Origin of the sequence: Phaeodactylibacter xiamenensis (assembly GCF_965229835.1) — a bacterium.
Lineage (GTDB): Bacteria > Bacteroidota > Bacteroidia > Chitinophagales > Saprospiraceae > Phaeodactylibacter > Phaeodactylibacter xiamenensis.
The window spans coordinates 2,840,131-2,862,519 of record NZ_OZ245931.1; the positions used below are offsets into that span (position 1 = coordinate 2,840,131).

The following is a 22,389-nucleotide window of genomic DNA, read 5'->3' on the forward strand; positions in this document are numbered from 1 at the left end:
GGCAAAACACTTCGAAACCGGGTACGGTCCCATCAGAATCTTCTGGCTGAGAAGTTCTCCTCCATGCTCTGGACAACGAGGGTCTTACAGGCTTGTAAAAAGCGGAATGATAATAGAGCCGGCGCTGAAAGGAGCGCGGTAACAGGTTGATTTTTTTCATGAGTACAGTGGATTTGTGCATTTAACTGAGACAAAGGTAGGACAGATAGCAGATACAAATCGGACAAGCCTCTATACGAACCCGACAAAACGCACTGTAGCCCGGCACTTCTTCTGAAAGGGATGAAAATTGAGTCGCGATATTATTACTTTTACAAATACCAACAGACCTATTTACCAAACAAGCGTTTCCTATTGTATAAGCTCCCGAAAATACTTGGTCTTATCCTGTTTGCCTCCATGTACCTGTCTGCACAACCGCAGCAGAAGTATAGGCTGTTATCCCGGCATATCAATGAGGAGAATGGCCTGACCAACCTGCTTGTACACCATACGCTGGAAGATAGCAGAGGGATTGTTTGGATTTCCACTAACGGAGGATTGTTTGGATTCGATGGCAAACACGCCCAACCTGTCATCACAAATATGGAGGGGAATTCCTTTAAAGCGGGACGGATTTATGAAGGGCCCGGGCAGCTGATTTGGGTAAACAGCTATGGCTATGCTGTATTTTCCAATCAGGCAGAATTTAAAGGTAAATTTGCGATATGGGATAGCACCGGAGAACAGTTGATCTCTGCCGACAGCCTTCTTGTTTCGACAGGAGCCCCATTTAAAAAAGAGGAGGTTGCGGCCATCTCGGGAACTCCCGAAAACCATATTGTATTTTTACTACATGATGGTAAGGTTTTCAGCTTTGACGGTAAAGCGTATGATGCTGTTTTTCAAACTGCCCCCAACCATCAATTATACACCTTTTACGCTGCTGGCAAAGATTTTATTTTTGAATCCATAGACAGCTGCCATGTCATGTCTCCTCCATTCCGGGAGCAAAAGCCTCTCAAAACCTTTCTGAGAAGCAGGTTTAAACCGACCCCTTGCTCTTGTAAATATAAAACTGAAGGCAGCTTTACAGAGATTCAATTTACCAATGGTGCGGAATACCAAAGCATAACTATCCCCAAACCCTCAGGCGCTCTGCTGGGTGCCTCCTACACTCCCGGAAAATATATATGGGTCGTTACGACTGAGGAAGTCGCTGTTTATACTCCCAGCTCTGATCGCTCAAAAAGATACGGTCAAAAAATTGCTTCCGCAGCAGTCCAGCTGTCATCAAGTACCTATTTCGGGGTACGCCTCAATCAGGAAAAGCAGGAAGCCTGGATTGCCTCCGCTAATGGTGTTTATTTATTTAAACTCAAGCCAGTATTGTTCGAGCGCATTCACAGCTTTCAGCGTGAGATTGCTAACCTTAGAGGAATAACATCTGACGAAAAGGGGAAGATTTATTACAACGACTTTTACACTTATCTGTACGATTCAGATACATCCAAAATCTTATTTGACACCAGAGGAGGGATACATTTGTTATATGAAGATGGCATCCTGTGGTCCGGTACATACCGCCCGGACATTCTTAAAGGCAATACAGTAACCGGAACCACTCAGTTACTGAAAGCAGATGCAGGAGGCAACAGGGTCTCTACGAACTGGGTGCATAGATCCAGGCAAACCAGTATCCTTTATGTTGGTTCTTCGGCAGGCCTTCTGTATAAGCCGCATCAGGAAGATACACTAATCAAAAAACACATTAGCCCCCTGATAGACCGTACCGAAATCCGGTCTATTCATGAAAATAGCGAAGGGTTATGGCTTTGTACAAATGAAGGCCTGCTGTTATATCAGGAATCAATAGATACTTTTCAGGATTACCGGCACATTACCGACGGGACTACCGTCAATCATCTTTATGAAGCACCTGATGGCACTTTTTGGCTGGGCACATTCGGTAAGGGGCTTTACAGATGGCAACCCGGGACCCCGGATGTCAAAAGGTATCATTATCAGGCTGGCTTTTCTGACGATCGAATCCTTGCCATTTACCCGGATAAAAGAGGCTTCTTATGGATGCCTACCTACCATGGGTTAATCCGCTTTCATCCGGAATCAGAACAATTATTCACTTTCACCACAAAGGACGGGCTTCCCTATAATGAGTTCAACCTTTCTTCTCATCATCAGCTGGCGAATGGACACCTGCTTCTAGGCACACTTGGAGGTATTGTAAAATTCGATCCGCTCAATATACCAGATTCAATTGACCACGCGTACCCCGTTTGGCCCCTAAAAATTGAGCTATTTGATGCAGATGGAATAAAAAAGGCATTACCTGCCACTCAGTCATCCATCACACTTAGCTCATCCAATGATAAGTTAAGCCTTGAATTCGCCATCCTGGACTATGCGGCTGTAGATTTAGAACAATTCGATTACCGGCTTATTGGGCAAAACAACCAATGGACACCTATGCGGGGAAGTGACCTCGATCTTTCCGGCTTTTCAAGAGGGCAGTTCACACTGGAAGTAAGAGGCAGAAAAGGGAAGGACGCCTACTCTACAGATATATACAAGCTTGATATCAGGGTGCCGCCGCCTTTTTATCAGAATACGGGCTTTATTGTCTGGTCTGTTTTAGCACTGATCGCCACTCTGCTTCTGTTCTTCCGCTGGCGCACACAGCGTTTGCGCAAAGACCGGCTCCAGCTCCAGGAAGAAATAAAAAGACGCACCCAAAAAGTCCAGGAGCAGGCCGTGGAGCTGCAAAAACTCAGTCAAATCAAGACTACACTCATCACCAATATCGCCCATGAGCTCAAGACTCCACTGACAATGATCTCCGGTTCGCTGCAACTGCTGAAAAGCCAACAGCACCCTAACCCCGAGAAGGGGCTGAAAACGATAGAACACAATAATATCCGATTGATACGGCTGATAGATCAGCTTCTGGAAGTCAATAAACAGGAGGCCGCCTTGCTGAAAGTCAAGAACCAACCCGTTGACCTAAAAAGGCTACTGGAAGAAGTGTGCCAAAACTACGAAGACCTTGCCGTAACTCAAGAAATTAGCTTCCAGCTCACATTAGACGAGCAGCTCTACGATTCATACGCCACGGATGCTCTTAAACTGGAGTACATCTGCCATAATCTACTCGCCAACGCTTTCAAATTCACTCCAAAGGGAGGGCGCATAGAGGTAGCAGTCAGCCCCGGTAAGAATGCCACCGGTGTGGATATTGTTGTAATGGATACCGGTGCGGGCATCCCCGAATCTCATCAAAATCGTATCTTTGAGCGCTTCTACCAGATAGATTCAAGTTCAGGTGGTATGGGCATTGGGCTCGCTATTGTGAAGGACTACACCGAAGCGATGGATGGCTCCATTAAGCTGCGGAGTGCCCCCGGAACCGGGACAACTATAATGCTTTGCCTACCGGTTCATCCTATCTCAGATGCAGCGCCTTCATTAAGTTCTTCACGGTCAGAAAACAGTAAGCCCGTGCATACTAATGCCGGCCCTGGCGATTTCGATACTCAGAAGCCACTGATTTTGATTGTAGAGGACCACCCGGAAGTCCAAGCGCTGTTAGGCACTATCTTCGATCAGCAATTCGAACTGGTAACAACAGATAATGGCAAAGAGGCACTCCGGTTTCTTGAACAAAGTGCCATTATCCCTGCACTCGTTATTACGGACCTTATGATGCCAGAGGTAGATGGGCTGGCCTTAATCAAAAAGCTCAAGGCCAATGAGCGGTTCCGGCTCATACCAGTACTCGTTGTTAGTGCCAAGAGTGACCCTGTGGCAAAAATAAAGGCACTGAATATCGGAGTAGACGACTATGTCCAAAAGCCATTCCACGTAGAAGAGTTGAAAGCGATTGCTCATACCTTAATTAAAAATGCTACTGCCCGCCTTTCCGCCCGGCATTCTTCCGCAATTGTAGACCATACCGATGAGGCGCCCCGGCAAGATGAGTTCAAACAACATGAAAAAGATTGGCTTGACGGAGTGGAGAGGACGCTTTGGAATATGGTGGATAAAGGCAGAGAGGTAAAAGTCAAGGATTTGGCGCATGAGCTGCACACCAGTGAACGGCAACTTCAGCGTCAGATCAAGCTACTCACAGGACTAACGCCTTCCGAGTACATCAATGAAGTACGCCTCCAGAAATCGCGGCAGCTAATAAACGAAGGCAGCTATTCCACCATTGCCGAAATCGCTTATCACCTGGGGTATGCTTACCCTAATTATTTCAGCCGGGTTTTTGCCAAACGCTTTGGGCATCCTCCTTCACATTTTCTGAATAAGCCGTAAACTTCCCCTCCTGCGTGACTATTTAGCAGATACACGTCTACTTTACCGTGTTGCACTGGTATAGCAATTCCTGCTTTACTAGATTTGTATTATTCATCTCACTTAAACAAACACCTGATGAAAAGATTTCTTATCATGGCGCTGGCCACGCTCTTCTTTCTACCGGCCGGGATAAACGCCCAAACAACTGAAGAATTACAAGCAGAAAAAGCGGCAAAAAGTGCCCAACTGGATTCTCTGGAGAAAGAATTTAAAGCGCTGGAGAAGCAGGTCAACCAGCTGCAGTCTGATGTTGCCAACCTCACAGACCAGCTTACACCTTACCCGCGTTGGAAAAAAGGCTTACTTGGCAATGTAGGCCTGAACATCTCCAACTTTGACAGCTGGTTGCCTAAGGACCAACCCAGCACTTCTGCCATCAACATCGGCCTCACGTCTACCGCCTTTATCAATGGAGATTGGGAAAACGCCTTCTGGCGAAACAGCGCCAATCTAACCCTGGGCTGGCTGAAGTTTGACAACAAGGATAACCCTGATGATACCGATGAGTTCCAGGTCGCTGCGGATGCCTTCAACGTAGTCTCCCTTTATGGCTACAAGTTGTCGCCCAAACTGGCTATCTCCACACTTGGGGAATACCGGACTTCCGTGCTGGACGGTAAACTGAATAACCCGGGCTATCTTGACCTTGGTGTGGGTGCCACATGGACGCCGGTTACAGACCTGGTAGTCGTTGTTCATCCACTCAACTACAACTTTGTCTTTGCCGATGACGAGTTCAATTTCGAGTCTTCTCTGGGCGCTAAAGTCGTAGCCGACTACACCAAAACCATTGTAAAAGGCTTCAACTGGAAATCCAACTTGTCTGCCTTCTTAAGCTATGAAGGTCAGGATTTATCCAATTACACTTGGGTGAATACCTTCAGCACTGCTTACAAAGGTGTTGGCATTGGGCTTGATATTGGCTTGCGCAATAATAAGCAGGAAGCACTTGCTGCGGGCAGGGAGGACAATCCCCTGCAGACATACTGGATCCTTGGCTTGAGCTATGCGATTAGCTCCAATTAAACGCTGTCCCTAACAGGTAAAGAGCAACGCCAGGTGCAAGTTTTTGCACCTGGCGTTTTTTTTTTTGCCCCAGTTGTACAAAACCGGGCTTCCATCATTCCACCCACTTCTTGGTTCCATAAGTATGACCTCCATAAATCAGAAAAGGCAAGCCTCTTCCGAGACCTGCCTTTCCTGATTTTCATCAAAGATGTAAATGGACCGGGAGGGTAATAATTACTCTTCCTCCTCAGTAGCCGCTGCAGATGTTGCAGCTGCTGCAGTAGCCGCTGCGGCTGCAGTTTCAGCACCTTTGCCTTTTCCGGAGCCACCACGACGACGACGGCGACGGCCACCACCTTCGCTTTTGCCCGCAGTGTATACTTCGTTGTAGTCAACAAACTCGATCATAGCCATTTCAGCTGCATCACTGCGGCGGAAGCCTGTCTTGATAATACGAAGGTAGCCACCCGGGCGTTCCCCGACTTTCTCAGCGATTGGACCGAAAAGCTCCGTAACTGCTGTTTTGTTTTGCAGATAGCTGAACACGACGCGACGATCGTGAGCACTCCCTTTCCGTGCCTTGGTCACTAGGGGCTCAAGGTATACACGAAGCGCTTTAGCTTTGGCCAGCGTCGTGTTGATACGCTTGTGCTCAATGATAGCAGAAGCGAGGTTGCGCATAAGGGCTTTACGGTGCCCTTCCTTGCGGCCAAGATGATTGAATTTCTTACCGTGTCTCATTGTAGAGATTGATTTACATCGTGACACCTACTTTTCGGGAGCCGTTTCAGGCATAGACCACAGGTCGGTCCGCTTGGAAAAGCAGTAATCACAGGGTTATAAAAAACGAGGAGCAGTGCCGGTAAGGGCACTACACCACCTGTTGAATCCTTATTATTCTTCGTCGAGCTTGTACTTGGAAAGATCCATACCGAAGGTCAGGCCTTTATCCTGCAGCAGCTCTTCGATTTCTACCAGTGACTTCTTACCGAAGTTCCGGAACTTAAGCAACTCGTGCGTATCGTACTTCACCAGCTCTGCCAGTGTGTTGATCTTTGCTGCTTTCAGGCAGTTGTAGGCCCGTACAGACAGATCCAGGTCTTCGAGTGAGGTCTTCAGCAGCTTGCGCATATGCAAGATGTGCTCGTCGACGATGTTCTCTTCACGGGTGGAAGCATCATCAAAAGTGATATTCTCATCCGTGATCAGCATCAGGTGCTGAATCAGGATACGGGAAGCTTCCTTGATCGCGTCTTCAGGGTGGATAGTACCATCCGTTTTCACGTCAATGGAAAGTTTCTCGTAGTCAGTCCGCTGACCTACACGTGTATTTTCCACACGGTAAGCTACGTTCTTAATTGGCGTGTAGATGGCATCCACCGGGATTACACCTATTGGTGCATCTTTAGGCAGGTTTTCATCGGCAGGAACATAACCACGACCTTTAGTCACCGTCAATTCCACCTCAAGGTTAACGAACGGTTCCATCTGACAGATCAGAAGGTCAGGGTTCATGATTTTGAAGACATTAGTATGCTCTTCAATATCGCCGGCCCGGAACTCTTCCTTACCGCTAATGGTCAGGTATACTTTCTCAGTGGTAATTTCTTCTTCGCTCAGCAGCTGCTTGAGGCGAACCTGCTTAAGATTAAGGATGATTTCCACCACATCTTCAACCACACCACGGATCGTAGCAAACTCGTGCTCGACGCCCGCGATACGGACAGCAGAAATCGCGAAGCCTTCCAGGGAAGACAACAGCACACGCCGCAGGGAGTTACCTACGGTTTGGCCAAAGCCCGGTTCAAGAGGTTTGAATTCAAAAAGCCCCTCGAAATCGTTGGCTTTCTGCATTACAATCTTGTCCGGCTTCTGGAAATTTAGGATACTCATATATTTGACCTTCGTTCTTTAAATGGAAGAATAAAACGGGTGCAGAAACGGTTGCCTATGTACGCCTAAAAAGCACCCTCCTTGCGGAAGGCACTTTTTAGTATTTTCGTACATGTCGCTGCGATCAGCCCGCCTGCAGGCAGGTACATTGCAACGGTATTATTTAGAGTACAGTTCTACAATCAACTGCTCGTTGATCTTTTCCGGTATCTGCTCACGCTCTGGGTATTCAAGGAATTTGCCCTGCATGGTATCAGGATTGAATTCCAGCCATGCGAATTTGCGGATATCAGACTTTGCAGCCACAGCATCTCTAACGACCTCCATTCCCTGAGACTTACCCCGTACGGCGACAGTATCGCCAGGGCGCAATGAACAGGATGGGATGTTAGTGATCACACCATTTACAGTAATGTGGCGGTGTGTAACCAGCTGACGGGCAGCGCGGCGGGTTGGAGCAAGACCAAGACGGAAAACCGTATTGTCCAGGCGAGATTCCAACAGGCGAAGCAATTCTTCACCGGTTACACCTGAACCACTGTTAGCTCTTTCGAAAAGGTTACGGAACTGACGCTCCAGCACGCCATAAGTGTACTTAGCTTTCTGCTTCTCCATGAGCTGCAGGGCGTAGTCGGACTTTTGCTTGCGCCGACGACCGTTGCCGTGCTGCCCCGGAGGGTATTTCTTGCGTTCGAATGATTTATCGGCACCATAGATCGCCTCACCGAGCGCTCTTGCTTTTTTTGTCTTTGGACCAGTATATCTCGCCATCAGAATAAACTATTTTCGATTAATTAAACCCTTCTGCGCTTGGGAGGACGGCAGCCGTTGTGTGGTACAGGTGTAACGTCTTTGATGCGAGTTACTTTGATACCTGCCACGTCAATAGCCCGGATAGCAGCCTCACGGCCAGAACCAGGTCCTTTGACGAATACCTCAACGGAACGGAGCCCTGCATCGTAAGCAGTGCGGGACGCATCTGCAGCAGCAACCTGCGCAGCATAAGGCGTATTTTTCTTAGAGCCACGGAAGCCAGCTTTACCTGCAGAAGCCCAGGAGATCACCTGACCACGCTTGTTGGTCAATGAGATGATTATGTTGTTGAAGGAAGCCTGAATGTAAGCCATTCCTTCCGCCTCCACTTTCATGTTCCGCTTCTTAGTCTTCTTTGCGGCTGATTTTCCTTTTCCCTTTGCCATTGGAAATTAATTTAACAAGGTTTCGTATCTACAGCGGATGCACTGCTGCAATGAGCAGCCATCATGTGCCTTGACGAAAATGATTACTTAGTTACCTTCTTCTTGTTCGCAACAGTCTTACGCTTACCCTTACGAGTACGGGCATTGGTCTGTGTACGCTGTCCACGAAGGGGCAGACCTTTACGGTGGCGCAAACCACGGTAGCAGCCAATATCCATCAAACGCTTGATGTTGGATTGTACCTCAGAACGCAGTTCACCCTCAACGGTATGTTCATCAGTGATGATGCTGGTGAGCGAACGGACGTTCTCATCCGTCCAGTCCTCTACTTTTACATTCTCATCGATACCTGCCTGCTCCAGGATCATCGCTGCTTTGGAGCGACCGATTCCGAAGATGTAAGTCAGGCTAATGACACCGCGCTTGTTACGAGGCAAATCGACACCTACAATACGAGCCATTTTACGCTATTTAATTGATTCAGTTAATGCAGATCAGCGGGCTGGGTTTAGCCTTGACGCTGCTTGAACTTAGGATTCTTTTTGTTGATAATGTAGATCTTACCCTTACGGCGAACGATCTTACAATCGGCGGAGCGTTTTTTAACAGATGCTCTAACTTTCATGATGGTCGTTTTTCTGTTTAGACAGTAATATGCAAGAACGGTCTTACTTGTAACGATAGGTGATCCGCCCACGGGACAGATCATAAGGGGACATCTCTACTGCAACCTTATCTCCTGGAAGAATGCGGATATAATTCATGCGCATCTTTCCAGATATCGTAGCAACGATCTCATGGTCGTTTTCCAGCCTTACCCGAAACATTGCGTTCGACAAAGCTTCTTCTATAATCCCGTCTTGCTTAATTAAGTTCTTCTTGGACATACTCGGAATTTCGGTGTGCAAAGATAATCATTTTTATCTGACTTTCACGGTAATAGGCACAAAAAATCAAAATCCTCCTCTACACCGATCTTATAAACAGCTTTTGCTGGCTTATACCGCCTGAGAAATCACCCCCACGTACTGAACATCCGGGTTTTTCTCCAAAGCTTCTTCAATAATACTATGATCCGACAAGGGTTGTGGCCCTGTCTTTAACACTACAATAGAGTGCTCATAGTGGGCAGAAGGCTTGCGGTCTTTAGCGTAAATCGTCCAGCCATCCCGTTCGGTGCGAACCTCCTTGCGCCCCAGGTTGACCATCGGCTCAATAGCGACAACCAATCCATGCTTGAGTACCGGTCCGCGCCCGCGCTTGCCATAATTAGGCACTTCAGGGGCTTCATGCAGTTCACGGCCTATACCATGCCCGACTAATTCACGGACAATACCATATCCATGCTCTCTCTCAGCATACTGTTGTATGGCAAAGCCTATGTCTCCAATGCGGTTGCCTACAATTGCCGCATCAATCCCTTTGTAAAGGGAGGTATTAGTGACCCGGCAAAGTTCCATGACCGCCTCGTCCACCTCTCCAACCGGAAAAGTGTAAGCAGAATCACCGTGAAAACCATTCAGATGTACCCCACAGTCCACTGACACGATATCTCCATCCTGGAATACCTGATCTTTTGTGGGAATACCATGCACGACCTGTTCATTGACAGAAACGCATAAACTTCCTGGAAAACCCTGATACCCCTTAAACGAAGGGACACCGCCGTGATCCCGGATCAGCTCCTCCGCAGCTTTATCAATTTCAGCACCGGTCATTCCCGGCCGCAGCATACTGCCAACATGAGCAAGCGCCATGCACACGATACGGTTGCTCTCTCTCAGCAGTTCTATCTCTTCCTCTGTTTTGTAAAAAACCATGTTGAGATCTTACATTATTTAAGGAAACATGCGGTTACTCTCCTGTTATAAGGCGCAGAAGAAACCTTTGTTCCTTTTAGCACCATACCGCCGCAGAGCACATTAGACTCTGCGGCGGTACGGGACATATAATATTCTTCAATCCTTTCCCTTTTTCCAGAAGGACCAGCTTTTCTCAGCAGGAAAGGGCTTACATATTAGCACCTATACCCTGCATACGGCTCCGGCCCTGAATCTTACCAGACTTTACAAGACCATCATAGCGGCGCATAAGCAGATGGCTCTCGATCTGCTGTAGAGTATCAAGTACTACTGCTACCAAAATCAGCAGTGAAGTACCCCCGAAGAACATTGCAAAAGCGATGTTTACTCCGAAGCCAGCTGCAAAAGCAGGCAAGATAGAAATGATACCCAGGAAAATAGACCCTGGCAAAGTAATACGGGTAGTTACCGCATCAATGAAGTCTGCCGTTGGCTTACCTGGCTTGATACCAGGAATAAAGGCATTCTGACGCTTGAGGTACTCTGCATATTGTTGCGGATTGACCAACAGCGCCGTGTATACATAAGTAAACAGCACCACCAGAATAAAGTAAATAATATTGTATGGTGCTGATGTAAAGTCATTCAGTGCCCGCAAAACAGGGCTTGTCGCCAGATCACTTCCTTCCCCGGCAAAGAACTGAGCAACAGTAGCAGGCAGGAACATCAATGCCTGAGCAAAGATGATCGGCATTACACCTGAAGCATTTACCTTAAGCGGTATGTAGTCCCGTGCTCCCTGCGCAGGCATTTGGTTGGAACCACGCCCTACCATACGCTTAGCGAATTGGATCGGGATACGGCGGACTCCCTGTACGATCAGTACAGTAGCCATAACAATTCCGAAGAGCGCAGCCATCTCCAGTACGAAGATGATCAGACCGTTGTTCTCCAACTGAGACTGGAATTCGAATACCAGAGCCTGAGGCAAAGTAGCGATGATACCAATAGTGATCAATAAGGAAATACCATTCCCAATACCCCGGTCTGTTATCCGTTCGCCCAACCACATGGAGAAAACAGTACCTGTGGAAAGAATGATAATATTGGAAATCCAGAAAATACTGAGCGGAATAGTTGGGTCAACGGCACCAAGACTATTGATGTAAGTCAGGTAACCACCGCCCTGTACCAAAGTGATGGCAACAGTAAGTAAACGGGTAATCTGATTGAGTTTCTTACGGCCTGACTCCCCTTCCTTCTGCTGAAGGCGCTGAAAATAAGGTACAGCAAAGCCCAGCAGCTGAATGATGATAGATGCCGTAATATAAGGCATGATACCCAATGCAAAAATAGCGGCGTTATTGAAAGCGCCACCAGTGAATACGTTGATCAGCCCAAGCAGGTCGTTTGGCGAGTTGTTATTCTGAGTTGCATTATCAAGCACCTCGGGAATGACACCTGGCAGCACGATATAAGAGCCAAAGCGGAAAACAAAGAGCATACCTAAGGTAAAGAGAATGCGGTTACGCAACTCTTTGATTTTCCAGATATTCTGTAAAGTAGTGATTAGCTTTTTCATCTGCGTAATTTTATAGCCTGTCTACCACATTGAAGAGCGGCTATCAGCTCTTCTCAAAAACCCCGTGGGACCGTAGCCCCAAAAAATAAAGCGCCGCGTAGCGCGGCACAGTATAATTACTCAGCTACAGTAGCAGAGCCACCAGCTGCTTCGATAGCGGCTTTGGCCGACTTGGAGAAAGCATGAGCAACAACTTCGAACTTGCCTTTCAGCTCGCCGTTACCCAGGATTTTGACCAGGTCATTTTTGCCAGCAGCACCCAGCTTAATTAAGGTTTCCATATCGAACTTCTCAACCCCGTACTTTTCTGACATCGCCTGAAGGTTATCCAGATTGATAGCAGTATAAGACTTACGGTTGTGGTTGTTGAAACCGATTTTTGGCAAACGCATTTGAAGAGGCATCTGACCACCTTCAAAATTACGCTTATTTTTGAAGCCGGAACGAGACTTAGCACCTTTGTGACCGCGGGTAGCGGTGCGGCCGTGCCCAGAACCTATGCCTCTGGCAATTCTTTTGCGCTTTTTGACTGCACCCTCGGCAGGCTTTAAGCTATGTAGTTCCATTGCGATTATCGTTTATTCTCTTTTAAAGAATGGTCTGCAAAGATATCCGCTATTAACGGCTTTACAAACTTTTTCCTTAAGCTTAAAAAAAAGTTTAGCCCGCAGGCTCAACTGTAATCAGGTGACTGACCTTATTCACCATGCCCTTGATCTGGGCTGTTTCCTCAACAACAACGCTTTGACGGATTTTTCTCAACCCCAGCGCCTGCATCGTTGCTTTTTGCTTCTTGGAGCGGTCAATAACACTTTTTACCTGAGTGATCTTGATCTTACTCATTGCTTCAGCTTTTTATTCTGCATTAGGCAGTATCTGATTGATTCAGTTCTGCCGGGCAGATGCGGATGATTTTATCCGTTGAAAAGTTTTTCCATTGAAATATTACGCTGCTTGGCAATTGTCATTGGGCTGCGTAGTTTTTTCAGTGCGTCAATTGTCGCCTTAACCACGTTGTGCGGGTTAGGTGAGCCCATTGACTTCGCCAGTACGTTATGCACGCCTGCAATTTCCAATACAGCACGCATTGCGCCACCGGCAATTACACCGGTACCATCGGCTGCAGGCTTGATTAGTACGCGACCAGCACCGTATTTGCCTTTTTGCTCGTGAGGAATCGTACCGTTGTGCAGTGGCACCTTCACGAGGTTTTTCTTCGCGTCATCAACTGCCTTGGAAATTGCCTCAGATACGTCGCGGGCTTTTCCCAGACCATGACCAACTGTACCGTTACCATCGCCTACGACAACGATAGCGGCAAAACTGAAGGTACGACCACCTTTGGTTACTTTTGCAACGCGGTTGAGGTTGACCAGTTTTTCTTTGAGTTCGGTTTCAGCGGGCTTAACCCTGTTGGAACTTCTCTTTGCCATTACTTATGTTGTTGTAGATGATTATAATTGCAGACCACCTTCACGTGCGCCTTCCGCCAGGGATTTCACACGGCCATGGTACAGGTAACCGCCGCGGTCAAAAACAGCCTTATCAATATTGGCAGCCTTGGCACGCTCTGCCAAAAGCTTTCCTACTTCCTTCGCCTGCTCGGATTTGTTAACGCTTTTTGAAACGCTTTCCTCACGTGAGCTTGCGGAAGCCAGGGTATGCCCCTGAATATCATCAATAAGCTGCGCGTAGATATACTTATTACTACGGTAAATGTTGAGACGCGGGCGCTCAGGCGTGCCGGTAATTTTATTCCGGATGCGCCAGTGGATGCGCTTGCGTCGATTACGCTTTGAAAATTGCATGATTCACTTAATTTTTGACCTTAGTGTAAAGAGCGGGCTCCAAACCCAAGATCCAACCTATGATAAACAGTGAACAATAGTTCAATTACTTGCTAGCAGACTTACCAGCTTTGCGGCGAACTTCTTCACCAGCGAAGCGAATACCTTTACCTTTGTAAGGCTCAGGCTTACGGTAAGACCGGATTTTGTTGGCAACTTCACCAAGTAGCTGCTTGTCATGAGACTCCAGCCGTACCACAGGTGCCTTACCTTTGTCCATCGCTGTAGTCACTTTGACTTCATCAGGAAGTGCAAACATGATGGGGTGAGAATAACCAATAGTCAGCTCCAGCAGTTGACCTGTGTTCGCAGCACGATAACCCACACCTACCAATTCCAGCTCCTTAACAAAGCCATCGGTAACACCGGTTATCATATTGGCTACCAGGGAGCGGCTCAGACCATGCATTGCACGGTGGCGCTTTTGCTCCGTTGGGCGCTTTACACTGATTTCACCATCCTCAACTGCGATCTCCATTTCCGGATCGATTTGCTGAGTCAGCTCACCTTTAGGTCCTTTTACCGTTACCAGGTTACCTTTGCTTACGTTAATTTCAACGCCACTTGGCAAACTGATCGGTGCTTTTCCTATCCTTGACATTTTAACTGTATTTTGGAACTTTCAAACAACGATGAAAGTGGCTTAGTAAACGTAGCAGAGCACCTCTCCGCCTACATTCTCGGCACGAGCCTGCTTATCCGTCATTACTCCCTTGGAAGTAGACACAATTGCGACACCCAGGCCGTTAATGATCCTTGGAAGATCAGCGGCTTTAGAATACTTACGGAGACCGCAAGTACTGATTCGCCCCAGCTTGCGGATCACAGGCTGCTTGGTACGCGGATCGTACTTCAATGCAATCCGGATAGAGCCTTGTCCATTGAAGCCTTCTTCCTGGAACTTGTACTTATGGATGAATCCCTGATTATAGAGAATCTCCGTCATGCTCTTTTTCAGCTTGGACGCAGGGATATCAACAATACGGTGACCCGCCTGCTGAGCATTGCGGATACGCGTAAGATAATCTGCTATTGGATCTGATACTGCCATTTTATCCTGATTATAGAAGCCGTCAAAACCCTAATTGCTTTCCGGGTTTGCAGACGACTATGATTGACTTCGATAAAGTTACCAGCTCGCTTTTGTCACGCCGGGGATTTTACCCTCGAGCGCCATCTCACGGAATTTCACACGGCACAGGCCGAACTGACGCATGTAGCCCTTTGGACGGCCGGTCAGCTTACAACGGTTGTGCAGGCGGATCGGGTTGGAATTGCGTGGGAGCTTATCAAGCTCTTCCCAGCGACCTTCCTCTTTGAGCTGCTTACGCAGGGCAGCATACTTTGCTACCATTTTTTCTCTTTTCCGTTCGCGAGCGATGATTGATTTCTTAGCCATTATGAGTAAATTGCTATGATTGAATTACTTAGTTGCGTTGGTTCTTGAACGGCATACCCATCATCTTGAGCAATGCCAGGGCTTCCGCATCGGTCTTGGCTGTAGTCACGATAGTGACGTCCATACCAGTGATCTTGTTCACCTTGTCCATTAAGATCTCAGGAAAGATGATTTGCTCTGTGATACCCATGGAATAGTTACCGCGCCCGTCAAAGCTTTTGTCATTCAAACCACGGAAGTCACGTACACGAGGGAGCGCTACAGTGATCAGGCGGTCCATGAATTCGTACATTTTAATGTTACGAAGGGTAACACGGGCACCGATCGGCATTCCGTCCCGCAGCTTAAAGTTAGAAACGGATTTACGGGCTTTGGTTGACACAGCACGCTGACCAGCGATGATGCTCATCTCTTCCACTGCGTTGTCCACCAGCTTTTTATCCTGAGTAGCATCCCCAACACCCTGGTTCAAGCTAACCTTGACAATGCGAGGTACCTCCATGATAGAGCTGTACTGAAACTGCTCCATGAGTGCAGGTACTACTTCTTCCCGATACTTTTTCTTCAGTCTTGGAGTGTAGCTCATTACTTAATAATTTCTCCGGATTTTTTAGAATAACGTACCAGCTTACCGTTTTCTTCTTTTCTGCCCACACGGGTAGGCTCACCTGACTTAGGGTCTACCAGCATCAGGTTAGAAATATGGATAGGCGCAGGTACCTCGTTGATCCCACCAGGATTGTCCTGAGTTGGGCGAGTGTGCTTCTTGACCATATTCGTATCTTCTACGATAGCACGGTTTTCTTTTGGGAGTACCTCAAGTACTTCCCGAACCGTACTGCGGTCTTTATGAGCACCAGCAATCACTACGACGCGGTCGCCTTTTTTGATCTTCAGCTTAGGTGCGAACCTTTTGCCTTGATGTGATTTCTTTTGCATGGTATATCGACTTATGATCGCTTTCAATAATTGGATTAAAGTACCTCAGGTGCCAATGAAACGATACGCATGTAATCGCGTTCGCGAAGTTCACGGGCTACAGGGCCAAAGATACGGGTGCCCCGGGGCTCATCAGCAGCGTTGAGAAGCACAACGGCGTTGTCATCAAAACGGATGTAGGAGCCGTCACGGCGGCGGATTTCTTTTTTGGTGCGTACAACTACCGCTTTAGAAACCGTACCTTTCTTGATATTGCCACTTGGTGTTGCTTCCTTCACAGAAACTACGATTTGGTCACCAATTGAAGCATAACGACGCTTAGAACCGCCTAGCACACGGATACAGAGCACCTCTTTGGCACCGCTGTTGTCCGCAACTCTCATCCTGGACTCTTGCTGGATCATCGTTGTATAATTTAAAGAATTTCAACTGGCAGGCATAATCTATATGACTAGCGGCCTGTCCAGGGCAATTAAAATTTACTTCGCACGCTCGATAATCTCTACGAGCCGCCAACGCTTGCGCTTACTGAGCGGACGGGTCTCCATGATACGGACCTTGTCCCCAATATTACAATCGTTGTTTTCGTCGTGGGCCACAAACTTGCGGCTCTTTTTCACGAACTTACCGTAGATAGGGTGCTGCAGCCTACGCTGAACAGAAACGCTGATGGTTTTGTCCATCTTATTGCTGGCTACCACGCCAATACGGGTTTTTCTCAGATTTCTTTCTTCCATTTTATGCGGTACTTTGAAACCTTTGCTAAATCAGTTATTTCTTGCGCCGTCTTCTGGCACGGATTTTTGAACGCTCGGCAATTGCCTCAGGAGCCGCTGAAGCCAGCTCGCGGCGGCGAACCTCCGTCTTGAGCCGAGAGATGTCCCGGCGCACCTCGCGCAGTACGAGCGGATTGTCCAGACCGCGGATAGCGTGGTCAAACTTTAGCTTCTGGTACTGAGCAACAGTAGTGTCCAGTTCGCTTTGCAGGTCTGCGTCCGAATAATCCTGGAGCTCCAGGAATTTCTTTGTTGCCATGATATAATCGAATTAAATAGTCCTTTTAAAATGGATTATCCCGCGTAGTCGTGGCGAACCACAAACTTGGTACGAACAGGCAGTTTCTGAGCTGCCAGGCGAAGCGCTTCCTGGGCAATGTCCATTGAGACACCGTCCAGTTCAAACAACACTCGGCCAGGCTTTACCTCGGCTACCCAATGGTCAAGAGCACCTTTACCCTTACCCATACGTACTTCCTGCGGCTTTGCAGTGATTGGCTTATCCGGGAAAATACGGATCCAGACTTTACCTTCACGCTTCATATAACGAGTCATCGCGATACGTGCAGCCTCAATCTGACGGTTGGTGATGCGGGAGGCATCCATCGTCTTCAGACCGAAGGAGCCAAAATCGATGCGGCTACCCTTATAAGAAAGCCCGTTATTGCGACCTTTCTGCTGCTTGCGATATTTCGTTCTTTTTGGCTGTAACATCTTACACTAAATTTAAGCGTCTAAACCTCTTAAAAATGGTCATACCTGACCGCGCTCCCGAAAAGCTCGGCAAAGGTACAGCGTTTTTCTGAATTATTCTAACGGCGGCGCTGATTTCTTCCACCTCCACCACCACGGCGGTTGCCACCACCACGGCGATCGTTGCCACCAGTGGTTTTACCACCACGCTCCTGAACGCCAGCATGAGGAGAAAGATCCGGCTTACCAAGGATCTCGCCCTTGCAAATCCATACTTTCACGCCAATCTTACCATAGACGGTCAGCGCTTCCTTCAAAGAGTAGTCGATGTTTGCACGAAAAGTGTGCAGCGGTGTACGCCCCTCCTTGAATTCTTCACGGCGAGCCATATCAGAACCGTTCAAGCGGCCAGCGATACGAACCTTGATGCCTTCAGCTCCCGCACGCATGCTTGACTGAATAGCCATTTTGGTGGCACGGCGGTAGTTGATACGCGCTTCGAGCTGCTTAGCAATTGATTCTGCAACGATAGCAGCATCCAGCTCAGGCTTGCGAATCTCGATGATGTTGATCTGAACGTCCTTACCCGTCAGCTTCTTGAGCTCTTCGCGGATACGGTCCACCTCAGAACCACCTTTACCAATAATGATACCCGGGCGAGAGGTATGAATGGTAACCGTGATACGCTTCAGCGTACGTTCGATAATGATTCGGGCAATTCCGCCTTTGGCAACACGAGCTTGAAGGTACGTACGGATTTTTTCGTCCTCTACAACTTTTTCAGCGTAGTCACGACCGCCAAACCAGTTGGATTCCCAACCGCGGATGATGCCCAGGCGATTACCAATTGGATTTGTCTTCTGACCCATATCTATGGTATTACAATTTTATTAAAGCTTATTCTTCTACTGCTGCGTCTTCCACTTCCTCTACCTCAACGGCATCACCGGTTTCGGCACCATTCTTCAGTGCTGTCGCATTCTCCACCACCATAGTAACGTGGCAGGTACGCTTGCGGATACGGTGTGCACGACCATGAGGTGCTGGCTGGAATCGCTTCAGCATCGTGCCATCGTCGGCATAAATGGTTTTAATGTAAAGATCGTAATCATCCGCATTTTCCATGCCGCCCAGTTTATCCTCCCAGTTGGCAATCGCGGAAAGTACGAGTTTATCAAGCCATACAGCGGCCTCCTTCTTGGTAAAGCGAAGGATATCCAGTGCATCCTCCACGTTTTTACCGCGAATCAGGTCCACGACCAGCCGCATTTTGCGGGCTGACATCGGAACACTTTTGAGTTTAGCTACTGCTTCCATTATTCTTAATTTTGCGCTGCCTGCAAACGGGCAACTTTAAGGTTTACTTCTTACGGTTTCCTGTGTGGCCTTTGAAGGTCCGTGTAGGTGAGAATTCACCCAACTTGTGACCTACCATGTTCTCAGTAACAAACACGGGCACAAAAGTCTTACCGTTATGTACTGCGATCGTCTCCCCTACCATATCAGGGTAGATCATAGAAGAACGGGACCAGGTCTTAATAACCTTTTTCTTCTTTGACTCTTTGGACTTCTCTACTTTATCCATCAGTTTATGGAAAATGTAAGGCCCTTTTTTGATCGATCTTGCCATTGTCTGATTTATTTATGAGCAGACGCTTCAGGCGAAGATCAGGCGGCGCAATTTCTGCACCGCCTGATCCATGCCTGTTTAGCGGCGCTTGCCTGATTTACGTTTAGTGATAATGAGCTTGTTGGAGTGCTTCTTAGGCTTCCGCGTCTTCTTGCCTTTTGCAGGCTGACCGTTACGGGAACGTGGGTGACCACCTGAAGCACGGCCTTCACCACCACCCATTGGGTGATCGACAGGGTTCATCGCGACACCACGTGTACGTGGGCGGCGGCCTTTCCAGCGGCTCCGACCTGCCTTACCATCAATCGTAAGGTTGTGGTCAGGGTTGGAAGTTGTGCCGATTGTTGCTTTACAGGAAGACAACACACGGCGGACTTCACCGGAAGGAAGCTTAACAACAGCATACTTACCCTCACGGCCCATCAGTGTACAGTAAGTACCTGCAGACCTTGCCATAGCAGCACCGTGGCTTGGGCGGAGTTCGATCGCATGAATGGTTGAACCCAAAGGAATATCCTTGAGATAAAGCGTGTTGCCCGTAACCGGTGCAGCAGATTCGCCGGAAACAACTTCGGAACCGACCTGCAGCCCGTTAGGCGCAATAATATAACGCTTCTCACCATCGGTATACTCCAGCAACGCAATATAAGCACTGCGGTTTGGATCGTACTCGATCGTCTTTACAGTTGCCTTCATACCGTCCTTGTCGCGCTTAAAGTCGATGATACGGTAACGGCGCTTATGCCCACCACCACGGTAGCGGGAAGTCATACGGCCCTGATTGTTACGACCGCCCTTGCTCTTCATCGGAGCAAGCAAGCTTTTTTCTGGCTTATCCGTCGTCACTTCCGCAAACGTATTCGTCATCAGGAAGCGGGTACCAGGACTTGCCGGCTTGTGTTTCTTAATACCCATTATTTCTGTTTTTCAGCTCCAGAGATACATGCCTGACGATAACCTGGGCTGCCCGAGCAATTCCACGGATGAACAGATGAACCGTCCTATCGCACGTTTGGTAGCAGCTGATACCGCCCAAGGCTTTGCCCCTGGACTATGATAAAATTAAATGTCGCCGAAGAAATCAATCTCCTCGCCCTCAGAAAGGGTAACGACTGCTTTTTTGTATGCAGGCTTATGGCCCGAAAGAATGCCGGAACGCGTAGAGCGGCTCTTCGCTTTCGCTGGCATAATCATTGTATTGACACTTTCCACTGTTACCTGGTACATGTCCTCCACCGCTTTTTTGATTTCAATCTTGTTGCAATCTTTATTGACGATGAAAGTGTACTTGCCGCGATCCTCAGAGAGCATCTCCGACTTTTCTGTAATCAGTGGCTTTACCAGAATAGTCTTTGCCATGGTTACTTATAGTTATGGAAAGGGTATCCTTGCGGACAGCGCTTTCTCTTAGTTAGCAAATGCTTCTTTGATCTTCTCCACTGCACCTTCAGACAGGATGAGGGCACCGGCGTTCATCACTTCGTAAGTGTTGAGGTCGCTGGCACGCACTACCTTAGTCTTAGGCAGGTTGCGGCTGGAGAGGTAAACCTCCTTCTCGTAGTCAGAAGTCACCACAACCGGCTTTTGATCAGCCACCTTCAGTGCTGTGAGGATGTCCGCAAATGCCTTGGTCTTCGGAGCCTCAAAAGAGAAGTCTTCGATAACAAAAATCTTACCGGCACTAGCCTTGGAAGAAAGCGCTGACTTGCGGGCCAGCAGCTTTACCTTCTTGTTCAAGGTAATGTTGTACTTGCGGGGACGTGGGCCAAAAATACGGCCACCACCACGAAAGACCGGGTTCTTAATATCACCAAAACGTGCGGTACCTGTACCCTTCTGACGCTTCAGTTTTTTAGTAGAACCAGCGATTTCGTTACGCTCCTTCGCTTTGTGCGTACCCTGGCGTTGAGCAGCCAGGTATTGCTTTACGGCCAGATATACGACATGCTCGTTCGGTTCTACACCGAAAACGTCTTCCGGAAGCTCAATCTCGCGACCGGTCTGCTGACCTTGGATATTTAAAACTTCGAGTTTCATTGCTTTGTGTGTTTAAGCACGCTCCGGCGCTGTTACCCAATGGCTACAGGCTGGCGTTACGACGCACGAATGAATTACTTTTCAATGATTACCGTTGATCCCTTGTGACCAGGCACGGCGCCCTTCACGAGGATAAGGTTCTGTTCAGGGAACAGCTTCACTACCCGCAGGTTTTTCACCTTAATGCGATCACCGCCGGTACGGCCAGCCATACGCATTCCTTTGAAAACCTTGGCAGGATAAGAAGCAGCGCCAATAGAACCCGGTGCCCGCTGACGGTTGTGCTGACCGTGGGTCGCATCATTTACACCAGCGAATCCGTGACGCTTAACGACACCCTGAAATCCTTTGCCTTTGGAGGTTCCTACTGCGCTGACCAGATCGCCTTCCTGAAGACTTCCTCAACTTTCAGCAGGTCACCAATGGCTTTCTCAACGACATCAAAATCGCGAAATTCTACGAGGTCCCGCTTAGGACCAGTCTTGGCTTTTTCGTAGTGCCCTTGAAGTGCTTGAGATGTGTTCTTGACCTTTGCTTCGCCAAAACCGAGCTGCACAGCGTTGTAACCGTCAGTCTCAGTGGTCTTCACCTGCGTAATAACGCAGGGCCCCGCTTCAATGACAGTGCAAGCAATATTGCGGCCCAGCCCGTCGAAGATGCTGGTCATTCCTATTTTTTTACCGATAATACCGTTCATCAGTACATGGTTTTTAAAACTCGTCAATAACAGGCTAAATACAGACAGAAAGGCTAACAGCAGAAGCTGTCTAACCGATCCGCTAACCTAAAACCGGGGCAGGGATGTCCTAAAACCGGACATTACACTGCCAGCAGCCTTTTCAGTAAGTATCAATAATCGCCTGTGAAGACGGGTCGATGATACTTTCTTACGTTAGTTTAACCTGAATGTCAACCCCACTCGGCAGCTCCAGCTTGGACAGGGCATCTACTGTCTTCTGGGTGGGCGTGTAAATTTCGATGAGGCGTTTGTGGGTACGCAATTGGAACTGCTCACGAGCTTTCTTGTTGACGTGCGGCGAACGGAGCACGGTAAAGATTTTCTTCTTCGTGGGCAGCGGAATCGGTCCAGTAACTACGGCGCCACTGTTCCTCACCGTCTTTACGATCTTTTCTGTAGATTTATCTACCAGGTTGTGATCGTAGGAGCGGAGTTTGATTCTGATCTTCTGATTCATGCCTTCAATTCAGCTAAATAAGTGATGATATT

The 22,389-nt window shown here is 48.1% G+C and carries 31 protein-coding genes and 1 pseudogene; 2 read left to right on the top strand and 30 right to left on the bottom strand.

Features of this window, described 5'->3' with window-relative positions; translation table 11 throughout:
* Nucleotides 1-354 precede the first annotated feature (354 nt).
* Together ACO08I_RS10460 and ACO08I_RS10465 are read left to right on the top strand one after the other, a co-directional pair.
* Complete coding sequence (locus ACO08I_RS10460; RefSeq protein ID WP_282784260.1) at nucleotides 355-4,314, top strand: ATP-binding protein; 3,960 nt, start codon at nucleotides 355-357, stop codon at nucleotides 4,312-4,314.
* Between the two features lie 117 nt (nucleotides 4,315-4,431).
* Nucleotides 4,432-5,382: a DUF3078 domain-containing protein gene (locus ACO08I_RS10465; protein ID WP_282784262.1), complete on the top strand. Its 951-nt coding sequence runs from the start codon at nucleotides 4,432-4,434 to the stop codon at nucleotides 5,380-5,382.
* Nucleotides 5,383-5,598: 216 nt separating this feature from the next.
* Here the strand turns inward: ACO08I_RS10465 and rplQ are convergent, their stop codons facing one another.
* The 30 genes and pseudogenes from rplQ to rpsJ all read right to left on the bottom strand — a co-directional run bounded on the left by rplQ (nucleotide 5,599) and on the right by rpsJ (nucleotide 22,357).
* Nucleotides 5,599-6,105: a 50S ribosomal protein L17 gene (gene rplQ / locus ACO08I_RS10470; RefSeq protein ID WP_345894673.1), complete on the bottom strand. Its 507-nt coding sequence runs from the start codon at nucleotides 6,103-6,105 to the stop codon at nucleotides 5,599-5,601.
* A gap of 153 nt (nucleotides 6,106-6,258) precedes the next feature.
* On the bottom strand, nucleotides 6,259-7,257 hold the full coding sequence (locus ACO08I_RS10475) for a DNA-directed RNA polymerase subunit alpha (protein WP_044146988.1): 999 nt from the start codon (nucleotides 7,255-7,257) through the stop codon (nucleotides 6,259-6,261).
* Between the two features lie 159 nt (nucleotides 7,258-7,416).
* A complete protein-coding gene (gene rpsD, locus ACO08I_RS10480) occupies nucleotides 7,417-8,028 on the bottom strand; it encodes a 30S ribosomal protein S4 (protein WP_044221864.1) in 612 nt (203 codons plus the stop codon).
* Nucleotides 8,029-8,051: 23 nt separating this feature from the next.
* A complete protein-coding gene (rpsK, locus tag ACO08I_RS10485) occupies nucleotides 8,052-8,456 on the bottom strand; it encodes a 30S ribosomal protein S11 (protein WP_044146985.1) in 405 nt (134 codons plus the stop codon).
* A gap of 83 nt (nucleotides 8,457-8,539) precedes the next feature.
* Complete coding sequence (gene rpsM / locus ACO08I_RS10490) at nucleotides 8,540-8,917, bottom strand: 30S ribosomal protein S13 (protein WP_044221862.1); 378 nt, start codon at nucleotides 8,915-8,917, stop codon at nucleotides 8,540-8,542.
* A 47-nt stretch (nucleotides 8,918-8,964) separates the two neighbouring features.
* Nucleotides 8,965-9,081: a type B 50S ribosomal protein L36 gene (ykgO, locus tag ACO08I_RS10495; protein ID WP_044221860.1), complete on the bottom strand. Its 117-nt coding sequence runs from the start codon at nucleotides 9,079-9,081 to the stop codon at nucleotides 8,965-8,967.
* A 43-nt stretch (nucleotides 9,082-9,124) separates the two neighbouring features.
* Nucleotides 9,125-9,343 carry a translation initiation factor IF-1 gene (gene infA / locus ACO08I_RS10500; RefSeq protein WP_044221858.1) on the bottom strand — a complete coding sequence of 73 codons (219 nt, stop codon included), beginning with the start codon at nucleotides 9,341-9,343 and terminating at the stop codon, nucleotides 9,125-9,127.
* A 111-nt stretch (nucleotides 9,344-9,454) separates the two neighbouring features.
* Nucleotides 9,455-10,276 carry a type I methionyl aminopeptidase gene (gene map / locus ACO08I_RS10505; protein WP_282784268.1) on the bottom strand — a complete coding sequence of 274 codons (822 nt, stop codon included), beginning with the start codon at nucleotides 10,274-10,276 and terminating at the stop codon, nucleotides 9,455-9,457.
* Between the two features lie 190 nt (nucleotides 10,277-10,466).
* Entirely contained in the window at nucleotides 10,467-11,840 is a 1,374-nt protein-coding gene (secY, locus tag ACO08I_RS10510) for a preprotein translocase subunit SecY (RefSeq protein ID WP_044221855.1), read from the bottom strand.
* Nucleotides 11,841-11,956: 116 nt separating this feature from the next.
* Nucleotides 11,957-12,406, bottom strand: coding sequence for a 50S ribosomal protein L15 (gene rplO / locus ACO08I_RS10515; RefSeq protein ID WP_421949285.1), 450 nt, complete (start codon nucleotides 12,404-12,406; stop codon nucleotides 11,957-11,959).
* 94 nt (nucleotides 12,407-12,500) lie between these two features.
* Nucleotides 12,501-12,683, bottom strand: a complete 183-nt coding sequence (gene rpmD, locus ACO08I_RS10520; protein WP_282784272.1) for a 50S ribosomal protein L30 — start codon at nucleotides 12,681-12,683, stop codon at nucleotides 12,501-12,503.
* Nucleotides 12,684-12,754: 71 nt separating this feature from the next.
* On the bottom strand, nucleotides 12,755-13,273 hold the full coding sequence (gene rpsE / locus ACO08I_RS10525; RefSeq protein ID WP_044221848.1) for a 30S ribosomal protein S5: 519 nt from the start codon (nucleotides 13,271-13,273) through the stop codon (nucleotides 12,755-12,757).
* 21 nt (nucleotides 13,274-13,294) lie between these two features.
* Nucleotides 13,295-13,648 carry a 50S ribosomal protein L18 gene (gene rplR, locus ACO08I_RS10530; protein ID WP_421949286.1) on the bottom strand — a complete coding sequence of 118 codons (354 nt, stop codon included), beginning with the start codon at nucleotides 13,646-13,648 and terminating at the stop codon, nucleotides 13,295-13,297.
* An 85-nt stretch (nucleotides 13,649-13,733) separates the two neighbouring features.
* Nucleotides 13,734-14,288 carry a 50S ribosomal protein L6 gene (gene rplF / locus ACO08I_RS10535; RefSeq protein WP_044221842.1) on the bottom strand — a complete coding sequence of 185 codons (555 nt, stop codon included), beginning with the start codon at nucleotides 14,286-14,288 and terminating at the stop codon, nucleotides 13,734-13,736.
* A gap of 42 nt (nucleotides 14,289-14,330) precedes the next feature.
* Entirely contained in the window at nucleotides 14,331-14,738 is a 408-nt protein-coding gene (rpsH, locus tag ACO08I_RS10540) for a 30S ribosomal protein S8 (protein ID WP_044221839.1), read from the bottom strand.
* A 78-nt stretch (nucleotides 14,739-14,816) separates the two neighbouring features.
* Nucleotides 14,817-15,086, bottom strand: coding sequence for a 30S ribosomal protein S14 (rpsN, locus tag ACO08I_RS10545; protein WP_282784277.1), 270 nt, complete (start codon nucleotides 15,084-15,086; stop codon nucleotides 14,817-14,819).
* 28 nt (nucleotides 15,087-15,114) lie between these two features.
* Nucleotides 15,115-15,672, bottom strand: coding sequence for a 50S ribosomal protein L5 (rplE, locus tag ACO08I_RS10550; RefSeq protein WP_421949287.1), 558 nt, complete (start codon nucleotides 15,670-15,672; stop codon nucleotides 15,115-15,117).
* Nucleotides 15,672-16,025 (bottom strand): 50S ribosomal protein L24, encoded by a 354-nt coding sequence (gene rplX, locus ACO08I_RS10555; protein WP_345894674.1) that lies wholly within the window; start codon nucleotides 16,023-16,025, stop codon nucleotides 15,672-15,674. Before rplX ends, rplE begins: the two co-directional genes overlap by 1 nt.
* Before the next feature lie 35 nt (nucleotides 16,026-16,060).
* Nucleotides 16,061-16,429, bottom strand: coding sequence for a 50S ribosomal protein L14 (gene rplN / locus ACO08I_RS10560; protein ID WP_044146974.1), 369 nt, complete (start codon nucleotides 16,427-16,429; stop codon nucleotides 16,061-16,063).
* 75 nt (nucleotides 16,430-16,504) lie between these two features.
* Nucleotides 16,505-16,762, bottom strand: coding sequence for a 30S ribosomal protein S17 (rpsQ, locus tag ACO08I_RS10565; RefSeq protein WP_044146973.1), 258 nt, complete (start codon nucleotides 16,760-16,762; stop codon nucleotides 16,505-16,507).
* A gap of 34 nt (nucleotides 16,763-16,796) precedes the next feature.
* The gene (gene rpmC, locus ACO08I_RS10570; protein ID WP_044221827.1) at nucleotides 16,797-17,060 is read right to left on the bottom strand and encodes a 50S ribosomal protein L29; all 264 of its coding nucleotides are present in this window, start codon (nucleotides 17,058-17,060) and stop codon (nucleotides 16,797-16,799) included.
* Between the two features lie 35 nt (nucleotides 17,061-17,095).
* On the bottom strand, nucleotides 17,096-17,515 hold the full coding sequence (gene rplP, locus ACO08I_RS10575; RefSeq protein WP_044221824.1) for a 50S ribosomal protein L16: 420 nt from the start codon (nucleotides 17,513-17,515) through the stop codon (nucleotides 17,096-17,098).
* 98 nt (nucleotides 17,516-17,613) lie between these two features.
* A complete protein-coding gene (gene rpsC / locus ACO08I_RS10580) occupies nucleotides 17,614-18,363 on the bottom strand; it encodes a 30S ribosomal protein S3 (RefSeq protein WP_044221821.1) in 750 nt (249 codons plus the stop codon).
* A gap of 28 nt (nucleotides 18,364-18,391) precedes the next feature.
* Nucleotides 18,392-18,811, bottom strand: coding sequence for a 50S ribosomal protein L22 (rplV, locus tag ACO08I_RS10585; protein WP_044221818.1), 420 nt, complete (start codon nucleotides 18,809-18,811; stop codon nucleotides 18,392-18,394).
* Between the two features lie 43 nt (nucleotides 18,812-18,854).
* A complete protein-coding gene (gene rpsS / locus ACO08I_RS10590) occupies nucleotides 18,855-19,124 on the bottom strand; it encodes a 30S ribosomal protein S19 (protein ID WP_044221816.1) in 270 nt (89 codons plus the stop codon).
* Nucleotides 19,125-19,202: 78 nt separating this feature from the next.
* Entirely contained in the window at nucleotides 19,203-20,039 is an 837-nt protein-coding gene (gene rplB / locus ACO08I_RS10595; RefSeq protein ID WP_044146970.1) for a 50S ribosomal protein L2, read from the bottom strand.
* A 147-nt stretch (nucleotides 20,040-20,186) separates the two neighbouring features.
* Nucleotides 20,187-20,483, bottom strand: coding sequence for a 50S ribosomal protein L23 (rplW, locus tag ACO08I_RS10600; protein WP_044221811.1), 297 nt, complete (start codon nucleotides 20,481-20,483; stop codon nucleotides 20,187-20,189).
* 48 nt (nucleotides 20,484-20,531) lie between these two features.
* On the bottom strand, nucleotides 20,532-21,161 hold the full coding sequence (gene rplD / locus ACO08I_RS10605; protein ID WP_044221808.1) for a 50S ribosomal protein L4: 630 nt from the start codon (nucleotides 21,159-21,161) through the stop codon (nucleotides 20,532-20,534).
* A gap of 74 nt (nucleotides 21,162-21,235) precedes the next feature.
* Nucleotides 21,236-21,858: pseudogene (gene rplC / locus ACO08I_RS10610) on the bottom strand (50S ribosomal protein L3).
* 190 nt (nucleotides 21,859-22,048) lie between these two features.
* Nucleotides 22,049-22,357 carry a 30S ribosomal protein S10 gene (gene rpsJ / locus ACO08I_RS10615; protein WP_044221801.1) on the bottom strand — a complete coding sequence of 103 codons (309 nt, stop codon included), beginning with the start codon at nucleotides 22,355-22,357 and terminating at the stop codon, nucleotides 22,049-22,051.
* Nucleotides 22,358-22,389: the final 32 nt, after the last annotated feature.